At 41.2% G+C, this 19145-nt stretch carries 20 protein-coding genes and 1 pseudogene; 10 read left to right on the top strand and 11 right to left on the bottom strand.

The features are described from left to right. Positions 1-395: 395 nt before the first annotated feature. Positions 396-1604, top strand: a complete 1209-nt coding sequence (locus tag FCN25_RS11965; protein ID WP_137225049.1) for a potassium/proton antiporter — start codon at positions 396-398, stop codon at positions 1602-1604. Between the two features lie 61 nt (positions 1605-1665). On the opposite strand, the gene FCN25_RS11960 is transcribed toward FCN25_RS11965, so the two are convergent. From FCN25_RS11960 to FCN25_RS11945, 4 genes are all read right to left on the bottom strand, one after another. Then, a complete protein-coding gene (locus FCN25_RS11960; RefSeq protein WP_137225047.1) occupies positions 1666-2883 on the bottom strand; it encodes a M56 family metallopeptidase in 1218 nt (405 codons plus the stop codon). Then, complete coding sequence (locus FCN25_RS11955; RefSeq protein WP_137225045.1) at positions 2883-3257, bottom strand: BlaI/MecI/CopY family transcriptional regulator; 375 nt, start codon at positions 3255-3257, stop codon at positions 2883-2885. The genes FCN25_RS11960 and FCN25_RS11955 overlap by 1 nt, the downstream gene beginning before the upstream one ends. A 274-nt stretch (positions 3258-3531) precedes the next feature. Continuing rightward, positions 3532-3708 carry a DUF3012 domain-containing protein gene (locus FCN25_RS11950; RefSeq protein ID WP_137225043.1) on the bottom strand — a complete coding sequence of 59 codons (177 nt, stop codon included), beginning with the start codon at positions 3706-3708 and terminating at the stop codon, positions 3532-3534. A 161-nt stretch (positions 3709-3869) separates the two neighbouring features. Continuing rightward, positions 3870-4235 (bottom strand): STAS/SEC14 domain-containing protein, encoded by a 366-nt coding sequence (locus FCN25_RS11945; RefSeq protein WP_137225041.1) that lies wholly within the window; start codon positions 4233-4235, stop codon positions 3870-3872. Positions 4236-4537: 302 nt separating this feature from the next. Between FCN25_RS11945 and arfB the strand changes: the two genes are divergently transcribed. From arfB to FCN25_RS11920, 5 genes and pseudogenes are all read left to right on the top strand, one after another. After that, positions 4538-4954, top strand: a complete 417-nt coding sequence (gene arfB / locus FCN25_RS11940) for an alternative ribosome rescue aminoacyl-tRNA hydrolase ArfB (protein ID WP_137225039.1) — start codon at positions 4538-4540, stop codon at positions 4952-4954. A gap of 96 nt (positions 4955-5050) precedes the next feature. Then, positions 5051-5503, top strand: coding sequence for a type II 3-dehydroquinate dehydratase (gene aroQ / locus FCN25_RS11935; RefSeq protein WP_137225037.1), 453 nt, complete (start codon positions 5051-5053; stop codon positions 5501-5503). A gap of 3 nt (positions 5504-5506) precedes the next feature. After that, positions 5507-5842 (top strand): DUF3859 domain-containing protein, encoded by a 336-nt coding sequence (locus tag FCN25_RS11930; RefSeq protein WP_137225035.1) that lies wholly within the window; start codon positions 5507-5509, stop codon positions 5840-5842. Between the two features lie 283 nt (positions 5843-6125). Further along, positions 6126-6209 (top strand): annotated as a pseudogene (locus FCN25_RS11925) (DUF3859 domain-containing protein); the annotation flags it as partial. A gap of 92 nt (positions 6210-6301) precedes the next feature. Continuing rightward, the gene (locus FCN25_RS11920; RefSeq protein WP_137225033.1) at positions 6302-7309 is read left to right on the top strand and encodes a class I SAM-dependent rRNA methyltransferase; all 1008 of its coding nucleotides are present in this window, start codon (positions 6302-6304) and stop codon (positions 7307-7309) included. Between the two features lie 82 nt (positions 7310-7391). On the opposite strand, the gene FCN25_RS11915 is transcribed toward FCN25_RS11920, so the two are convergent. Continuing rightward, the gene (locus FCN25_RS11915; RefSeq protein WP_137225031.1) at positions 7392-9155 is read right to left on the bottom strand and encodes an alkaline phosphatase; all 1764 of its coding nucleotides are present in this window, start codon (positions 9153-9155) and stop codon (positions 7392-7394) included. A gap of 367 nt (positions 9156-9522) precedes the next feature. On the opposite strand from FCN25_RS11915, the gene FCN25_RS11910 reads away from it, so the two are divergent. After that, positions 9523-9945 carry an organic hydroperoxide resistance protein gene (locus tag FCN25_RS11910; RefSeq protein ID WP_137225028.1) on the top strand — a complete coding sequence of 141 codons (423 nt, stop codon included), beginning with the start codon at positions 9523-9525 and terminating at the stop codon, positions 9943-9945. 122 nt (positions 9946-10067) lie between these two features. On the opposite strand, the gene FCN25_RS11905 is transcribed toward FCN25_RS11910, so the two are convergent. The 3 genes from FCN25_RS11905 to FCN25_RS11895 all read right to left on the bottom strand — a co-directional run bounded on the left by FCN25_RS11905 (position 10068) and on the right by FCN25_RS11895 (position 12580). After that, on the bottom strand, positions 10068-11078 hold the full coding sequence (locus FCN25_RS11905) for an LLM class flavin-dependent oxidoreductase (protein ID WP_137227395.1): 1011 nt from the start codon (positions 11076-11078) through the stop codon (positions 10068-10070). A 34-nt stretch (positions 11079-11112) separates the two neighbouring features. Beyond that, complete coding sequence (locus tag FCN25_RS11900) at positions 11113-11637, bottom strand: DUF3087 domain-containing protein (protein WP_137225026.1); 525 nt, start codon at positions 11635-11637, stop codon at positions 11113-11115. Between the two features lie 175 nt (positions 11638-11812). After that, a complete protein-coding gene (locus FCN25_RS11895) occupies positions 11813-12580 on the bottom strand; it encodes an SDR family NAD(P)-dependent oxidoreductase (RefSeq protein WP_137225024.1) in 768 nt (255 codons plus the stop codon). Positions 12581-12685: 105 nt separating this feature from the next. Here FCN25_RS11895 and FCN25_RS11890 point away from each other — a divergent pair, with 105 nt between their 5' ends. After that, positions 12686-13021, top strand: a complete 336-nt coding sequence (locus FCN25_RS11890; RefSeq protein ID WP_137225022.1) for a helix-turn-helix domain-containing protein — start codon at positions 12686-12688, stop codon at positions 13019-13021. Positions 13022-13064: 43 nt separating this feature from the next. Here FCN25_RS11890 and FCN25_RS11885 read toward each other — a convergent pair whose 3' ends face one another. Continuing rightward, entirely contained in the window at positions 13065-14537 is a 1473-nt protein-coding gene (locus tag FCN25_RS11885; RefSeq protein WP_137225020.1) for an MBL fold metallo-hydrolase RNA specificity domain-containing protein, read from the bottom strand. Between the two features lie 371 nt (positions 14538-14908). On the opposite strand from FCN25_RS11885, the gene FCN25_RS11880 reads away from it, so the two are divergent. Then, complete coding sequence (locus tag FCN25_RS11880) at positions 14909-16117, top strand: porin (RefSeq protein WP_137225019.1); 1209 nt, start codon at positions 14909-14911, stop codon at positions 16115-16117. Positions 16118-16264: 147 nt separating this feature from the next. On the opposite strand, the gene FCN25_RS11875 is transcribed toward FCN25_RS11880, so the two are convergent. Together FCN25_RS11875 and FCN25_RS11870 are read right to left on the bottom strand one after the other, a co-directional pair. Next, positions 16265-16774: a peptidylprolyl isomerase gene (locus FCN25_RS11875; protein WP_137225017.1), complete on the bottom strand. Its 510-nt coding sequence runs from the start codon at positions 16772-16774 to the stop codon at positions 16265-16267. Between the two features lie 349 nt (positions 16775-17123). Beyond that, positions 17124-18470 carry a M20 family metallopeptidase gene (locus FCN25_RS11870; protein ID WP_137225015.1) on the bottom strand — a complete coding sequence of 449 codons (1347 nt, stop codon included), beginning with the start codon at positions 18468-18470 and terminating at the stop codon, positions 17124-17126. A 147-nt stretch (positions 18471-18617) separates the two neighbouring features. Between FCN25_RS11870 and FCN25_RS11865 the strand changes: the two genes are divergently transcribed. After that, positions 18618-19136: a GNAT family N-acetyltransferase gene (locus tag FCN25_RS11865; RefSeq protein ID WP_137225013.1), complete on the top strand. Its 519-nt coding sequence runs from the start codon at positions 18618-18620 to the stop codon at positions 19134-19136. The last annotated feature ends 9 nt before the right edge of the window (positions 19137-19145 follow it).

The raw sequence follows: 19145 nt of genomic DNA, 5'->3' as shown, positions 1-19145 counted from the left end.
ATATTTTAACAAAATAGACAAAAAAATAACGTTATCATTGTTTATATAACAAAACAGGATGATTCACACAGAGCAAATAGCACAGAGCAGTTAACTGGTACTTGGTATACCGTGCACAAACCAAATCACGGCAACTACTAACAACAGCTAACAACAATTTACCTTATACTTCAAACACCAATGTTGTATTAAGCATTATCGGTATCAAATAACAATGCCGACCCAATAACTAACCGAGAGAGCAAATAAGCCAAATATTTTGATTTCTGCTTACTTATCTCATTTCTTAACTTTTTAGAGATTAATAATTAAAAAATGCTTATAAAACGTAGTTGGGCTAATTTAATGCTAAAATAGCCATTAAGTACAATCTTCATCACACAAGGAGTGCCCATATGCCACCAGATATCATTATTTTAGGGATCTCCATACTTATTGCGATTGGCATTTTACTCCATCACCCGTCTAAAACATTGGGTTTACCTTCATTATTGATTTTCATGGCCGTAGGCCTTGCTTTTGGCAATGGTGAATTTGGTTTTGTATATGATGATCTTCAACTTACCTCACTCATTGGTACCCTCGCGTTAAACACCATAGTATTTGTTGGTGGTCTGAACACCCCAATGACACACATTCGTTTTGCCTGGAAAGAAGGCGGAATGTTGTCTACTGCAGGCGTGATCCTTACTACCATTATTTTTGGTTTTATCTTGAATGCGTTACTCGACTTTAACCTCATTACTTGCATGTTGTTTGCCGCGGTAGTGTCATCTACCGATGCGGCGGCAGTATTCTCTATTTTAGAGTCAAAAAAACTCAAATTAAAACACGGTACTGGCACTATTTTAGAATTCGAATCGGCTACCAACGATCCCATCGCATTAGTAATGGTAGTCATGCTAACCGACTATATTATCAATAGTGCCAATACCACACCCACGGTTCTGTCGGTACTTTCTACTCTAGGACAACAAATTGGTGTAGGTACAATTATTGGATTATTAATGGGTAAAATGGCCGTTTGGGCACTTAATCACATTAAACTGCCTGAATTTGGACTTATCCCCGTTTTTATTTTAGCCAGCTTTGCCATCACAGTATCAAGCACCGAAATATTAGGTGGTAACGAACTTATTGCGGTTTATATTGCAGGGGTGATAATCGGTAACTATTTAAAGAAGGGCGCCGAAGTCAGTAAGCATTTCTTTAATGGCTTATCGTGGTTAGCTCAGTCATTAATGTTTATCATTTTAGGTTTACAGATATTCCCGCAGCAATTATTGCCTGTATTTATAGCATCGCTGCTACCTGCCATATTACTTATTGTCGTCGCACGCCCATTAGCTGTGCAGCTGTGCTACTTGCCATTTAGACAAGCCAATTGGCGCAAGCGTTTGTTTGTTTCTATGATCGGATTAAAAGGTGCAACCCCAATTGTATTTGCGCTTATTCCCGCAGCGGCTGGCGTAGAGGGATCCCGTGAAATGATCCACATGGTATTTTTCATCGTGTTGTTCTCGGTCATCATCCAAGGTACCGCAATTGAGCCGCTCGCCAATAAACTAGGGCTAAAACTGCAACCCAAAAAGCCTGATCTATAAAAATGATTCAATGCCCCATAGCAATGAGGCATTGAATCATTTTCAGCATCTCTAATATTAGTTATTTTACAGTGATTCTCTCAACTGATTTCTCAGGCTGATGGATAACATAGTCTAACTGTACTTGTAGGTCTTTAAACCCATTCGCAGAGGGTTGATACTTCCATTGTTCAAGCGCCTCAACAGCCGATGCATCAAACACTTGTTTCGGCGACGACTTAGTCACCCTAACATTGTTCACACTTCCATTTTGACTGATATCAAATGACATTTGAACATAACCATTAAGCCCTTCTTTAGCAGCATCAATTGGATAGCTAGGCTCAATTCTTATCACAGGCATTGCCATAGCTTCGGCTTTGTTTTCAACGCTAAGATTATTGCCTGCAAATACTTGCTGATTAAACATAAAGGCACTAACACCAATAGCAAGTGTCATTCCAATCAATGCTAAGGTGCTTTTTCCATGTTGTTTTTTCATCTGTAAGATCCTCTCTTTTAAGATGGTTTTATCCCCATAATGGGTGTGTAACATGCTCAACGGCGCATGCTGTGAATAGGCCAATAGTGTTCTGCTATAGGCAATTTTAGCTTGGGCTTTCATGTCGGCAGTGACTTGCGCATCGCATGACAATTCTTGATCTTGTCTAAATCGGCGGTAGCTCAACCACATCAACGGATTGAACCAAAACAAAACGGTTAATCCATAAGCCAAGGCATTTGCCCATAAATCACCACGTTGATAATGATAAACCTCGTGCTGAATAATGGCTTGCTGCTGACTTTCATCTAGTTGTATAAAGCTCGTTGGCACCAAAATACTGGGAGTAATAAACCCTGCGAGCATAGGTGATTCAATGTCTGGATGGACTAATACCTTAAGCTTTGTAGAGGGAATATCTAGCTGACGCCCACGCTGGATTAGTCGTTGCAGGTAGCCGTATTCCATCACTATATTAGCGACTAATAACGTGATAACGGCACCGTAGAGATAAGGCAGGTATAACAGGTCAAGTAAGCCTGCCGACAACGCAGCGGTATCGCTAGCAAACACATAATATTGCTGGATGATTGAGGCTGCGTTATTACTGCCAAACCAGTTAACGTGGTGAGGCAATATCATTTGCAGTAAATCTGCAATGATTAATAGTGGCACTGATATCCACATAAAGTAGGTATAGTGCGCTCCAAATCTAGACAATAACAACCTGTGCATTACCAGCAAGGTTAAACACACCACGCTCAATGAGATGGTTTGTTCCATAAACCAATTAATCATCACTTTTGTTCCTTTTGCCAATCATCAAGTAAGGTTTGCAGTTCGGCGACATCTTCTGCCGACAGCTTGTTCTTCTGCGCAAAACCGGCAACCAATGGGGTTAACTTGCCAGCAAACATGCGATCCACAAAAGAAAGCGATTCTTTAACGGTATAGTCTTGCTCAGCAATTAATGGTGAGTAATGGTAAACTCGGCCTTGTTTTTCAAAACTGACGGCTTGTTTTTTGACTAAACGATTAAGCAAGGTTTTAACCATTTTTTCATGCATATCATGGCTTTTCTCTAACGCATCAACCACTTCACTCGAGGTTAATGGTGAATGTTGCCAAAGCTGTTGCAACACGACTAATTCACTATTGCTGATTTCTTTCATGCTATACCGCTCATTTGTTGTTAGAACTTGTTAGGCTAAAAATGGATTACAGATGTAATCCATTCATTTAAATTACAGTTGTAATCTTAAATAAGCAAGTGTTATTTTTAAGCAATTTACTAATTAAAATGAAAAAGCCTAATCGGATGATTAGGCTTAAAATTGAGTATCACCTAGCGAGTAGGCTTTATGTCGATAGTTATTTTGTTCTTCGTTGCAGTGGCCAACCTGTAATAGATGTGCAGCGATATTAACCATCACAGAGAAAATGATATTATTTAAATACGCAGTATTTGGCGTAATCAGCTGCTTCATTGGCAGTCCAATCACCACTCTCTTTTTCTTTCATTTGCTTACACCAAGCATCGCTGCCCACTTCTGGTGCACATGCCGTTAAGCTAAGGGTTAACAATAACGCACTTGATGCGGCAAACAATTTTGATAATGACATAAGCTATTTTCCTAAAATAATAAAATCAACATTAGAGTTAGTTGACCTTTCGAGATGAATTTTGCAGTAGTTAGTGACAATTTACTACAAAGTGGAGCTTATAATAGGTAGTTTTTTACCCAAATAAGCAATAACGTAGTAAATAAGCCATTAAGTTGCTTCTAGCGATGAGAGCGTTTGGCAATCCAAGCTACCGCATCTTGTTTATGCTCTAATGAAAACCATGCAACTTCGCCTTGCATAAACGGCCCCATAAGCCTAACTGCATTGCCGACCCAATCGGGGCCGCCAACAAATACTAAAGCATCAAACTCGGGTAACTGTACTTCACCACTGCCAGTGAGCGAACCAAACTCCCAGCCTTCCAATAACACATCGGCTTCAATATAAAGACACACTTGGTCCCAGTCTTTTCGGTAACTCTTAATGGCGGGTTGTAAATGAGTACGATAATCGTGTGCCGATAAACGGCCACTGACAAATAAACTAATGACACCTTTGGTAATATCAGGTATTTGACATAACATAACGGCAACTCCAGCCTTGTGATCAGGCCATAGAATAGACTTTATACGGTGATGTTATCGTGTAAAGCAGCAATGGTCGTATGATAACAAAACTATTCTATTCATTTCATTAAATATCTAATATCTCAGATCCTAGTCAGACTTTTTATATCAAGCATCACGGATCTATCACGACAAAATGCCAACACAAGACAAGGCTGAAAAATTTCTGAGACTACGGTAAAATAAATATTAGAAAGATAGAATAAATTCTCATGCTATAGAAAAATTAATAGCTAATTTAAGGGAACCACCACAACCAAATGATACAAATTACCCAACGAGTCATACTGCAAGACAATGAAATTGAATGGCAGTTTGTTCGTTCAAGTGGTGCTGGTGGTCAAAATGTCAATAAAGTGTCGACCGCAGCCCAACTCAGTTTTGATATTGCCTCATCGTCTTTGCCTGAGTTTTATCAACAAAAGCTATTAGCCAAAGCTGACCACCGTATTACTAAAAGTGGCAAAGTCATCATTAAATGTCAGCAATCTCGTAGCCAAGATTTTAATCGCCAAACCGCGTTAGAACAATTTATCGAGTTAGTAAAAAGTGTCGGTATTGTGCAAAAAACCCGTATACCTACTCGAGCAACAAAAGGCAGCCAAACGCGACGTATTGAAACAAAAAAACAACGTGGTGCCACCAAAGCCATGCGTCAAAATAAGTCAGACTATTAATTTTCCTTGGTAGCTGAAGATTTTGAGGTTTACCAAACGGTTATCTTCAGTAAGAATGAAGGTGTTTAGTTTATTGCCCACCACACAGGAAGTATCATGAGCAGCATAGCCAAAATTTTAATTATCAACGGCCCTAATCTTAATTTGCTTGGCCGCCGTGAGCCTGGGCATTATGGCCATCAAACCCTAGCCACCATAGTGAGCGATCTCACTGAAACGGCTAGTAAAGTTGGCGTAACCTTAGAACACATTCAGTCAAATGCTGAACACCAGCTTATTGATGCGATTCATGCTACCGATGCACAGTTTATTATTATCAATCCTGCCGCGTTTACCCACACGAGTGTAGCCTTGCGTGATGCGATACTCGGCGTAGCTATTCCGTTTATTGAAGTGCATTTATCTAACGTACATGCCCGTGAGCCATTTAGGCATTATTCGTATTTTTCTGATAAAGCCCAAGGTGTTATCTGTGGCCTCGGTGCACAAGGGTATGACTTTGCGCTGCAAGCGGCAATTAAATACCTAAAAGAGAACGCTAAAGGATAAGATTTGAGTAAGTTAAAAGCCGATGTAAGTATTATTTACAGCGGCATATTCAGTCAATGGGACACTCAAAGTGATGACTTGCCGCGTTTGTTACAGGCAACCGTTCATGTGCCCGCGATTATCGACACCGAATTTGGCTTTATTACTCGGATCAAAAAAGCCAAAAACCAAGTACTCAGTTACTGTATTTATCATCCCGATATACCAGATGACAACGGCCATATCCGCCCACCATTTGATGGCGAAGTTTATATCAAAGAAAATGATTGGCGCTTTTATCTGGGCGATTGTATCTGGGCGCCAATATACCAATCCTTATTGAAGTATGGTCTATTTTAGGCGTTGTCACAGTGCCAAGTACAATTCAAATGACTGATGGTGTAGTCATCTCCATCGAGGGCATTTGAGGCAGTAATTGGTATTGTGACACCGCCCCCGAAGGGCGAATTTATTAGTGCGCTCTTCTTTGTTAGTCTTTCTTGACGTACGACTGCATGGATGCAGGAGGTAGAGCAACGCAGGAGCAGTTGCCGAGAACAACTATGGCTTCAAAAGACTGCCGCGAATACCACGCTAATAATTTTCGCTAAAAGAACAAACTTCAATGCGGATTGGTATTTACAAAGTGGGTAATTGGCGCATGACACTAACATTAAATGGCAAAATTATTGCCGACAAAACCTTTAAAGTGCATCTACCAGATTAATTGCGCCCCTCTAATAGTCTCTGTAGCAACTTCACTAAGCCAGAATGTTTGCTATAATCCGCGCCAATTGCCCCACCATTTAACGAGCATCCATGTCGATTCAAGCTGTTGTAACCGAAGCACTAGCCAAACGTGCGAGTTTTATTGAGCAAGCAAAACAAAATAACACCGATTGTTATCGGGTATTTCATGGCACTGTTGAAGGTGAGAATGGCCTAAATATCGACCGTTACGGTGATGCATGGTTAATCCAAACCTTTCATCAAACATTAACGGCGCAACAACTTGAAGACATATCAAGCATACTTACCGCCCACGCAGACTACCATATCGTTTACAACGATCGCTCAGGCAGTCATTCTCGTGTGGTAAATAATGTCGAAAATGAAGCCCAAGACTACTCACAATCAGAACAAGTTATCCATGAAAATGGCATTGCCTTTACTTCCAAACTGCGTCATGAAGGTCAAGACCCACTGTTATTTTTAGACATGCGTATCGGCCGTGAATATGTTTGCGACAATAGCCAAGACAAGACGGTATTAAACCTGTTTTCATACACTTGCGGTATTGGCACTGCTGCAGCAATGGGCGGTGCTCGTAGAGTCATGAATGTCGACTTTTCATCATTTGCATTGGCTGCAGGGCAAAAAAATGCTGAGCTAAACAATGTCACCGATGTGTGTGAATTTGTGCAAAGTGATGCGTTTCCGGCATTACGTCAATTAGCGGGTTTACCCATTGGTGGTCGTCGTAATCAAAAACTGCCTAAATACCCTAAACTGCGCGCAACTCAATTCGATTTAGTGTTTTTAGATCCTCCACGTTTTGCTAAAAGTGCATTCGGGATTGTCGACTTAGTGAATGATTACCAAGGCTTGTTTAAACCAGCAGTATTAACAACAAAAGTTGGCGGTAAAATTGTCTGTTGTAATAATGTCGCTAAAGTTGAGCGCCAAGCATGGTACGACAGTCTTGTACGCTGCGTAGAAAAACAAGGCCGTAAAGTGACCGCGACTCAATGGTTAGCTTGCCATCCAGACTTTCCCGCATTTGATGACAATCATCCATTAAAAATCGTGGTATTGACTATAGATTAACGTTAATGATTTGATTATGTGTATAAACAATTCAGCCACCTTTACGGTGGCTGAATTGTATCGGCGAATTCACATCAACGCATTAAGACACCGACGTGACTTTTGGGCTACCTGCGGTACTCGTGGCGCTGTAACCACGGGCATCTAACTGAGTAAAAGTCTTATCTAAAATAGTGTCGACATATTGCCAATCACTGCGCACTTCATCTTGAGTAAATGTCAGTAATAAATAACCACGATCTTTTAAATTTGCGTATTTAAGATCGCTAATTAAACTCACTATCGCCGCTTCTGTTGCTGGCATTTCATCATCAGCTAAGCCTAAGTAATACTCAAGCCCAGGTGATGACACAGAGCTAGTGGCAAACTCAACACCAACCACATCACCATTGATGTCGGTTAAATCACTTGCCCAAGCGTTATGGGTGTCACCAGCAATAACGACTAAATTCTGATTTAGCGATTTTGCCGTTGCATAAATCACTTCACGCTCATAGGCATAGCCGTCCCACGCATCTAAATTGTATGGAATTGAAGGCAATTGTAATAGCGCTATCACCTCTGGGGTTAACTTGTCTTGATTCGCTTGCAAGTACGTAAGCTCTTCAACCGTTAATGTTGAGTCACCCGCTTGTGCACGAGCCGCTAGTTGAGCTAACCCGGCAAGCTCAGCAAATTGTGGAATACTCATTTGTTGAGTAGCAATAGCCGCAGGCATTAACATTTTACCCATCAAAACTTGCTGACCTAGCACTTGCCATTTAGCTGTAGACTGCAATAACGTTTGCTGTAACCACAGTAACTGAGTCTGCCCAAGTAATGTACGGTTGGTATCGGTCACATCAGCTGCAAATGTCGAGCTGTCAAATGATCCTGTAGCAGAGTCAATATAATTTCCGTACTCTAGCTGTTTATCGCGAGCCAATACTCGAGTATCGAGCATGTGCAAATCAACCAAGTTACCGTAATTAAAACTTCTGTAAATTTCTTCATGGTTACCTTCACTCCAAGGGCGTATTGGCAGCCATTCAAAGTAAGCTTGTAGTGCAGCTTGTTTGCGCTCATCAAAATCGCCTTCGCCGTCATTATGATTTTCGGCACCGTCTTTCCAAGTATCGTTTGCTACTTCGTGGTCATCCCATACGGTAATAAACGGCACTTTAGCATGCAGTTTTTGTAAGCTTGAATCGCTACGATATTGGCTGTAACGAGTACGATAATCTTCAAGTAAAAACAACTCGCCTTCTGGTAACACTTCACGATCTAACTCAACGGCATGCTCGCTGGCATATTCACCACGAGCATACTCATATAAATAGTCACCTAAATGCACCACAGCATCTAAATCATCTTGCTGCGCAGCCATTTCATACACATTAAAATAGCCTGCTGGGAAATTAGCACATGACATTACCGCTAACTTTACCGAATCAACACTGCCCTCAGGTAATGTACGAGTCTGGCCCATTTCCGATACTGTGTCACCAGCTTTAAAGCGATAGTAATATCGTTGACCAGCTTCAAGTCCTACCGCGTCAACTTTAACGGTATAGTCTCGGCTTTGGTTCGTAACAGTTTCGCCATTAGTCACTAACTGACTAAAATCACTGTCGGTGGCAACTTCCCATGACACGGTAATATCACCCTCTACATCGGGTGTCACTCGGGTCCATAAAATGACTGCATCAGTTGCAGGATCACCACTGGCGACACCTTGTAAAAATTGGCCTGATACTAAATCGTCATCATCACTACTGCAGCCCATTAATCCATACGACACGACTACAGCACCTACACCTTTGGCTGATATTGCAAGAAAATCACGACGAGTCACAAACCGTTTCATAGCCTATCCTTTATATCATTAATTGTTTATATGGCTGTGCTTAGCAAAGCCTAAGAGGTCTAATGAGACGCTATTGTGAGAGCTAATGATGACATAAAGGTGACAGAAGAATGACAAGCTAATCAAAATGATATTGAGCTACGGATAAAGGTTCAACACCGTCAGGTGACTGTAAATACAAATTCACACAAATTAAATTGTACACAATTTAGTTGCCATAATAAGAATCTAGCGTTATAGTAAACACAATTAGATTGTGCGCAACTTAAACTGATTGATGATGAAGTCTACTGCATCTAGATATAAGCCATAGCAATCGACTGAATTGATACAACCAACATCTTTAACATACTTTATGAGGTCTATTATGAAAGCGTTATACACCACTTCAGCTACAGCACTAGCAGGTCGTAATGGCCAAGTTTCTACTGAAGACAAAAAAGTCGACTTACAATTAAGTTACCCAAAAGAAATGGGTGGCAGCGGTGAGTTTACTAATCCAGAACAGTTATTTGCTGCAGGGTATGCTGCGTGTTTTTCTAACGCAATTCTACATGTAGCAAGTCAAACTAAGATGGCTATCAAATCGGCTCCAACCACAGCGACTGTAGGTATCGGCGCCAATGACGCAGGTGGTTTTGCACTCACAGTTGCACTTGCTGTCGAACTTGAACTCGACCAAGCAGAAGCTGAAAAACTGGTTAAAACAGCTCATCAAGTTTGCCCATACTCAAATGCAGTGCGTGGCAACATCGATGTTAAACTGACTGTAAATGGCCAAGCTATTTAAGTTTGTTGAGTTAATTCTGCTGATGTAAACATAAAAAAACCAAGACATCAGTCTTGGTTTTTTATGTTTTAAGTAACTAGCAACTTAGCACTTACTCAATAAACTAGCTGACTTTGGCTTCGTTATTGCTTCACGTTCATTAAAATATCCAAGGCGCGTAAACGATGCTCGTTGTCATACAAGTCATTAGTAAACATCAATTCGTCTACTCCAAGCTCCTCAACAAACATCTCTAATCGATGCTTAATGGTTGTTGGGCCGCCACAAATAGACAAACTTAAAAAGCTATCAACATAGTTCTTTTCTTGCTCGCTCCACAAACCATTCATGCTAGCGATTGGCGGTTTAAGCCACATTTCTTGACCACGAATTAACGCTAAAATACGCTGTTTAGAGGTAGTACTAAGATGCTCAGCTTCTTCATCTGTTGGTGCAGCAACTAAAGGTAAGCCGACCATGACATAAGGTTTAGCTAACACTGCAGAAGGGGTAAATTCACGACGATAAAGTGCGATAGCTTCTGACAGAAAACGCGGTGCAAAATGGCCTGCAAACACATATGGCAAGCCACGTTCTGCTGCTAATTGTGCACTGAACAAGCTAGAACCTAATAACCAAATTGGCACATTAGTATCTTCGCCAGGGATCGCTCGCACCGCTTTATAGTTAGTATCTTGGCGCTGTTCACGTGGGCCAAGTAACGATTGCAACTCGCTTACCTCATCAGGAAAATGTTCCGCCCGTTTATTATCACGGTTGAGTGCTAAGCTGGTCACCGGATCGCTCCCCGGAGCACGGCCTAAACCTAAATCAATTCGATTAGGATACAAGCAGGCTAACGTGCCAAATTGCTCAGCAACCACTAACGGTGGATGATTGGGTAACATAATTCCCCCAGCACCAACACGCATTCGCGCTGTGCCACCAGCAATGTAACCAATTAAAATGGATGTAGCAGAACAAATAATGCCCGGCATATTGTGGTGTTCGGCTAACCAAAAACGATTTACTCCAAGGCTTTCGGCATGTTGAGCATAACGTAAACTGTCTTGTAGGGTTTCTGATACGGTTGAATCTTCACGCATCGGCGCGAGTTCGAGTAATGAAAAAGGAATATCTGCCAGTATTGACATCATGGCTCCTTATTTAAGGTATGAATAGGTTGTACTAAAAGGCTTGTAGCATCTCGGGAGAAAACTCATCCACATCAATCGTAAACCCTGCTGCATCGATGCGCTGTTGCAGTTTATCTAACTCATTATTTACGTTCGACATGGTTAAGGTGTTGTTATCTAAGTCATATACTAACGCCAAGCTTTGATAATAAAAACTCAATATCACTAACGCATCGCGATCATTATTTTTGGCGGCTTGTTGAATCGCTTTTAGTTTGCGGTAGATTTTGTTCTGCAATTGCTTGAGTTGCCATACATAATACACTTCGTAAAACTTGGGTTTGTGACGAAAGTTGCGCACCAATAAACTACACACCATTACGGCTAAAATAACCCCACCAAAATTCAAATGAAAATTACCCGTCGATTCAGCGCCCGCTATCGGTTTTACGCCCAAAAAATAAATCATCAATTGGCCAAATACTAGTGACAAAATAATCAATATAGCGACCAAGCCTATCTGCATCTGGTTATTATTCGAACGGTATCGGGTTTTATCTATTTTAACTAACTTCATCACGCAGCTCATATCACTTATTTGCGTATAGTTTAACGCGTCATAGCGATTTATAGAATGAAATATTAACGCTTATTAAGTGTGATTAAGTCTACTGGGGGTAAGTTAGCTGATAATAAGGAGCGATGAAGATCGCTCCCCAAACATTCATACTTCAAAAAAATAGATGCCTCTATTAATTACGGCCAGCTATCACGCCACCATCAACATCCCATATTGCACCCGTCACCCAAGATGCTTTATCTGATAATAAAAACACTATGCTGTTTGCCACATCGGTAGCATTTCCAATTCGTCCGATAGGATGAAATTCATTGAAGCTTTCAAGTACGCTAGCCATATCTTGAGGTTCAATAAAGGCTTGATAAATTGGCGTACTGACCACGGCTGGCGATACTGCATTGACACGAATATTATGTGCAGCCAATTCCATTGCCATGTGTTGTGTCAGTGCATGCAAACCGGCCTTAGCCATAGAATACGCACTTGATGGCGTAGCTTTAATGGCTTGTTTAGCCCACATAGAACCAATATTCACAATACTGCCACCTTGATGTTTAACCATGTTTCTGGCAACAGCTTGAGAAATAACAAAAATAGCTTTGTTAAGCTCCATGTAAATATCGTAATCACTCACTTGATGGTCTAAAAATGGCTTGGGACTAAAGTACCCAGCAGCATTAACTAAATACGTAATCTTGTTATCGGTTGAGTCGATCATATTGATCAAACGCGCAAGATCTTGGCTGTCGTATAAGTTAGTTTGAAATCCACTTACACGGCCTAGTGCTGACAGTTGTATCACAGCTTCGTTGAGCTTATCCGCTTTATTACCAACAATAATGGTATCAATACCTTGAGCAACTAATTGCTTGGCAGTTTCAAAACCAATACCACTTGTACCGCCAATAATAAGCGCTGTTTCTTGAGTTAACTTCGTCATTTGTTCACACCTAATATAAGAGTAAGTGTGGTAAGCTTATTGGCAAACTATCCGATTGAATAGTAAGTACAAATCGGTTGCATAGGTACTTTTAGGTACATATTAATGAATACAAACGAAAAATTATTTGCGCGAAAATCGGCCCCAGAAAAAAGTGCCCGCATGGTCGAAACCATTTACGGCTGTAAATGGTCCTTAACTGTGTATCAGCTATTGGCGAACAAGATTAATCGTCCTGGTGAAATGGTCAAATCCGTTGAAGGTCTCAGCACCAAAGTGTTGAATCAATGCTTGAAGAAAAATATTGAATTCGGCATTTTACATAAAATCAACTATCCCGAGATCCCCCCTAGAGTGGAATACGAGGTAACTGAATTTGGGCAAAAGTTTATGCGTATTTTAGATGATATTGAAAAGCTGCAAGACGAAATTGATGCTTAGCCCGCAGCTAATTATTATTCCACTAGTCCCACGTTCACTTGAATCAACGTTCTGATGGCTCATTGGATTCACTTGCCGTAGTAAGCCACACCAACTGAGGTAAAGCATTTAAGTCTAAGCAATCTCCTCGTTTGGCAATAGCGCTATGTTTCGGTTTAGTCGCGGGGTCTTTATTCAGTGCTTCAATCAATACTTGCTGTGCTTCTGGTTCACCATGTACCAATATCACCGCGGGTGATTGCTCAAAATGACGATACCAAGACAATAATTCGGCTTGGTCTGCATGGGCAGATAAACCACCTACAGTATGAATACTTGCAGCAACCTTAATACTTTGACCATGAATGGTCAGCTCTTCTGCACCGTCGACTAATAATCGTCCGGGTGTGCCCATCGCTTGGAAGCCACAAATAATAATGTCAGTTTCTTTGCGCCATAAGTTATGTACAAAATGATTACGAATACGACCCCCATTACACATACCACTACCGGCAATCACAATCAGCCCTTCATGAATATCGTTTAGCTCAATCGATTCTTCAGTACTGTTAATGAATTCAGCACAAGATAATAACGGATGTTGTCCCGGAGATTGACGGGTAAAACGTTTAAAGTCTTCATCCATTAATGGGTAATTATTAACATAAACTTCTGTCGCTTTTATCGCCATTGGGCTGTCTAAACAAATACGCCAACGCGATAAATCCCACTCTTTTGCATACAAATGAAACAGATAAAGTAGCTCTTGTGAGCGGCCGACAGAAAATGCGGGGATCAATATATTACCGCGGCCTTCATGAATAGTGCTTTTAAAAATTGATTTCAGTTCAACCAATGTGTCTTGCCAGCTTCGGTGTAACCTATCACCATAAGTACTTTCCATTAGCACCAAATCAGCTTGTTCGATAAACGTTGGATCGCCTAGAATCGGCATACCTGCACGACCTAAGTCACCACTAAAAACCAGTTTTTTCTGTTCGGGTTTATTGCCTAACCATAACTCAACCACAGCAGAGCCTAAAATATGTCCTGCATCGGATAAACAAACCTCTACTCCATCGGCAACCTGCACGCGTTGGCCGTAATCAACCACCTCAAATTGCGCCATCACGAGATCGACATCTTTCTCAGTAAATAACGGTTCAAGCAGCTCTAAATCATTTTTTGCACGCTTTTTATTTTGTCTGTCGGTATCTCTCTCTTGCAACATGGCCGCATCACGTAACATGACATCACATAACTCCGCGGTGGCTTTTTGAGTATAAATGGGGCCAGTAAACCCCTGATTAATTAAATAAGGCAGACGACCGGAATGATCAATATGTGCGTGGCTTAACACCACTGCATGAATTTTTGACGCGTCGAATGGAAAGGGATCGTGATTACGTAACGAGTCAGCTTTACTCCCTTGAATTAATCCACAATCAAGCAACACTTGCTGCCCATTGACTGTGAGTAAATGGCAAGATCCAGTAACCTCTTGAGTTGCGCCGTGAAACTGCAAAGTCATGTTCATAATGTCACCCTCGATAAAATCAATAACAGGCCCTAAATTAAGCGTAGGACATTGGTGAAATAATGTAACGATCTACATCAAGTAAACCGCTAAAAATGATTTGTTTTTTAAGGCGCAATAAAAAATCACTTTAAGTGCATAATAAACCACAAATCAACATTTCCTTACAATAACCAACAAAATACAAACTAATTATTAACAAAAAAGTTTGCTAAACCATTGAACGATGAAATTTATGATATATATCGCCTTTTGTGAACATATTTCACTTTATGAGTGGATGGAGGGTTTGCTACTCTCCGTCGACTCAATAGAAAGAATGTTAAATGAACTAAGCTGTGCTTATCCAAACAACAAGACAAGAGATTAAAATGAATAAAACTTTAGTTGCAGCGTTGATTTCAACTGTTCTGGTAACACCTTCGGCATTAGCCACCGAAATTTTTAAAGATGATGTGAACGCAGTTAGCATTGGCGGTTTTGTCGATGCGCGAGTGATCAATACTCAAGGTGAAACTGAAGTCGTTAACGGCGCGTCACGCATTAATTTTGGTTTTGATCGTCAATTACAAGATGGTTGGAAAGCGTATGCAAAATTAGAATGGGGTGTAAACCCTGTGGGCAGCACAGACATTGTTTATAACAACCGCTTTGAGTCAATTCAAGATGAGTTTTTTTACAACCGTTTAGGTTATGTCGGTCTTGCACATAACACTTACGGTAGTATCACAATTGGCAAGCAGTGGGGTGCTTGGTATGACGTGGTCTACAGCACAAACTATGGTTTTGTATGGGACGGTAACACGGCAGGTGTTTACACTTACAACAAAGATGATGGCGCGGTAAACGGTGTCGGTCGTGGTGACAAAACCGTCCAGTATCGTAATAGTTTTGGCGATGTTAGCTTCGCTGTACAAGTTCAGCTAAAAAACAGTGAGTTCTATACCTGTGATATTGAAGACATTACTCAAGAAGCTTGTGAAGATTTATGGACAACAGGTTCAGCAGAAGCTCAGCAAGTTGAATATAACTATACCTATGGTGGTGCAGTAACTTACCAAGCGACTGAAAAATTAGTCCTAACGGCGGGTATTAACCGTGGTGAGTTTGATGTGACCTTTGGTAACGGTCGCGCATCCACTGCCATTGATCTCATTTACGGTATGGGTATCACTTGGGGTAACTTTGATCAAAATGGCTTTTATGCCGCCGCCAACGTGAACAAAAACGAAAATCATGACACCGACAATATCGGCCGTTTAATTGATGAAGCCGTCGGTGTTGAATCCTTGTTCTCGTATATGTTTGACAACAACATCCGTACGTTTGTGTCATATAACATCCTTGATGCTGGCAGTGATTATGTTATTCAGCCTAACTACAATGCCGATCCAAATGATGTGTTTAAACGCCAATTTGTGGTCATGGGTTTACATTATGTGTTTAACCCTGAAACCGTTGTTTATTTAGAAGCTCGCCGAGATTACAGTGACTTCACTAGCAGCGACAAAGACCAACAAGCCAGAATGGAACTGTCTGAAGATGACGGCGTTGCCTTTGGTATTCGTTATTCGCTTTAATCCAGTTTAATTGCTGATCAAAAAAGGTTCGACATTACTGTCGAACCTTTTTTATTGCGCTGACTTTTACTTGATTAGCTAAAGGTAGCAAAGGGTAACGAAACGCAACTCATTAACCCGCAAATCTGCGCTAGTTTTAAGCTAGCTCTATGCAATAGTCGGCTCATCAATAATAGTCACTTTCTCAATCACAATAGGCTCACGAGGCACATCATCATGTCCGGCTATTGTAGTGGTTTTGACTCGCTCCATTTGCTGAATAACATCCATACCCGCGGTGACTTTTGCAAACACCGCATAACCCCAGCCTGAATTGGTCGTTGCTGTATGATCTAGAAAATCGTTGTCGGCAACATTAATAAAAAACTGCCCTGTAGCCGAATGCGGCGCATCAGTACGCGCCATAGACAAAGTACCCACTACATTTTTTAAGCCTTTATTGGCTTCATTAGTGATAGGATCGCGAGTTGGCTTTTCTTTCATTTTGGCTGTTAAGCCACCACCCTGCACCATAAAACCTTTAATGACCCGATGAAAAATAGTCCCTTCATAAAAACCATCTTGGCAGTATTTTAAAAAGTTTTTTGACGTGACTGGCGCATGTTCCATATCAAGCTCTACAGTAAAATCGCCAAGGTTAGTGCTAAAGATAATCATATAATGCCCATGTTCCAATAAGTAAGGAGTTCCAAAAGTAACAATAACCACCATTATACGACTATTACACTTATTGATAACGAAATAACGCCCTTCTATACATTTTTTGTTATTGCGCTGTTTGATTAAATAAATCCATCGCGGATTTTGTCATAGCCCTAACCCCAGTACGGATAGTTAACTGCATAGATAACCGGGTGCAAACTGGCTTGAATGTAAACGTTCAAGTTTATTGCGCTGGTTGATTAAATAAATCCATCGCGGATTTTGTCATTGCCCTAACCCCAGTAAGGATAGTTAACGGCATAGATAAACGGGTGCAAACTGATTTGAATGTAAACGTTCAAGTTTATTGCGCTGGTTGATTAAATAAATCCATCGCTGTGCGTGTCATTGCCCTAACCCCTGTACGGATAGTTAACTGATAATCTGGCGCAAACTGGCTAGAGTGTAAAGACGGCAAGGTTTCGCCAGATGCAACACTTGCTTGATACTGTTTAGGATCAACAGCGCCGAGCCAAAATAAGGTAATAGGACGTTTCTCTGGTGTGAGTCCATATAAACCAAAATCTTCACCCGCCATTACCGGTGGTGCCACCAGCACATTATCACTGCCCAATTCAGCCTCAATACTGGCTTTCACTTTAGCGGCTAATGTTGGCTCGTTGTAGGTTGAAGGGATCGTTTCATCGTCATGCACATACACCACAGGCATGAAATCATCTGGCAAACCAGCACTGATCGCAATACCTGTAGTAATACGTTTAATCGCCGCTATTTGTTGTTCACGAACCTTAGGATTATACGAGCGTAATGTCAGCTGCAACTTCACTTCATCTGAAATAATATTGTGTTTCGATCCGCCATGAATAGACCCCACAGTGACAACATTAGGCTCTAACGGTGACACTTCACGGCTAACTATGGTTTGCAACGCAAGTACAGTGCGTGCAGCAAGTACCACGGGATCGATAGTTGAGTGCGGATAAGCCCCATGCCCGCCTTTACCCTTAATCGTAATATCGACAGAATCAACGTTCGCCAATGCATAACCGCTTACCGTGCCCACTTTACCCGCAGGAATTGACGCGCTCACATGCAAACCAATAATACTATCCGGTGTTGGGAACTTGCTAAACAACCCTTGTTTAAGCATCGCTTTAGCCCCACCGCCCACTTCTTCTGCTGGTTGGGCAACCATCATTAAGGTGCCTTGCCAATCGGCTTTATGTTTAACTAATTGCTCTGCTGTACCAATCAAACTAGTCATATGAATATCGTGGCCGCATCCGTGCATAATTCCGACTTTATTGTTGTTGGCATCTTGCGTTGTCACAGTGGACGCATAAGATTTACCGGTTTGTTCTATAATGGGTAATCCATCTATGTCAGCGCGGATCATCACCACTGGCCCCTTGCCATTTTGCAATATGCCAACCACACCGTAACCGCCAAAATTGTCTGTCACCTCAAACCCCAATTGTGCTAACTCTTGCGCCATCCGCTGACTGGTGGCTTTTTCTTGGTAAGACAACTCAGGGTGTTGATGCAAATGTAGATATAACTTTTCAAGTTTAGGTAACGCTTGAGTAACAGATTGATCAAGATCGCTCTGTGTTGCAATAGCATTAAATGATAAAGACGAAGCTGAAAACACTAACGCCAATAAGGGGTATGCAGCACGGGAGCAGATCATATTGTTATTCTTAATTGTCGGGAATTGAGTAGTTAACCTAGCATAAGCTTAAGCTACTTTGTAATTCGTTTTAGGTAATCTCAATTCGAATTAAGGGATAAAGTGATTAAATCAATAGGGATATAAAAACAATAACAAGGGAAAATAATGAAAATCATTACTGAAACACCAAGGTTGATTATCCGAGAATTTACCCTTGAAGATGCACCAGCAGTATTGCATTTTAATACACCAGAGCAAGTCAATCGTTACACTGGCGATGCAGGCGTATGTAATACCTTAAGCGATGCCGAAAACATCATTGGCAACATTTGGTTGGTGGAATATCAACAATACGGTTTTGGCCGTTGGGCGATGGTGCTTAAAGACACCAATACTGTGATTGGTTTTTGTGGATTTAAAAATGAAACCCGCATTAATGCCGTCGATATTGGTTATCGGCTCCATCCAGATTATTGGGGAAAAGGGTTAACTACAGAAGCTAACCAAGCCTGTATTGACTATGCCAAACAGCATATGGATTTAGACATAGTCTATGCCGATGTTGCAAATGCCAATAGTGCCTCGATAAACGTGGCCACCAAACTTGGTATGACCTACCACTCACAATATCAACATGGTGAATTTACGTTCAATCGTTACGAGATATCACTAAAATCTGGCTAGTATGCAGAT

It is taken from the genome of Shewanella sp. MEBiC00475, from assembly GCF_005234075.1.
GTDB classification, from domain to species: Bacteria; Pseudomonadota; Gammaproteobacteria; order Enterobacterales; family Shewanellaceae; genus Shewanella; species Shewanella polaris.
Note: the sequence above shows the minus strand (reverse complement) of the source record. Positions and strands in the feature narration are given on the sequence as shown.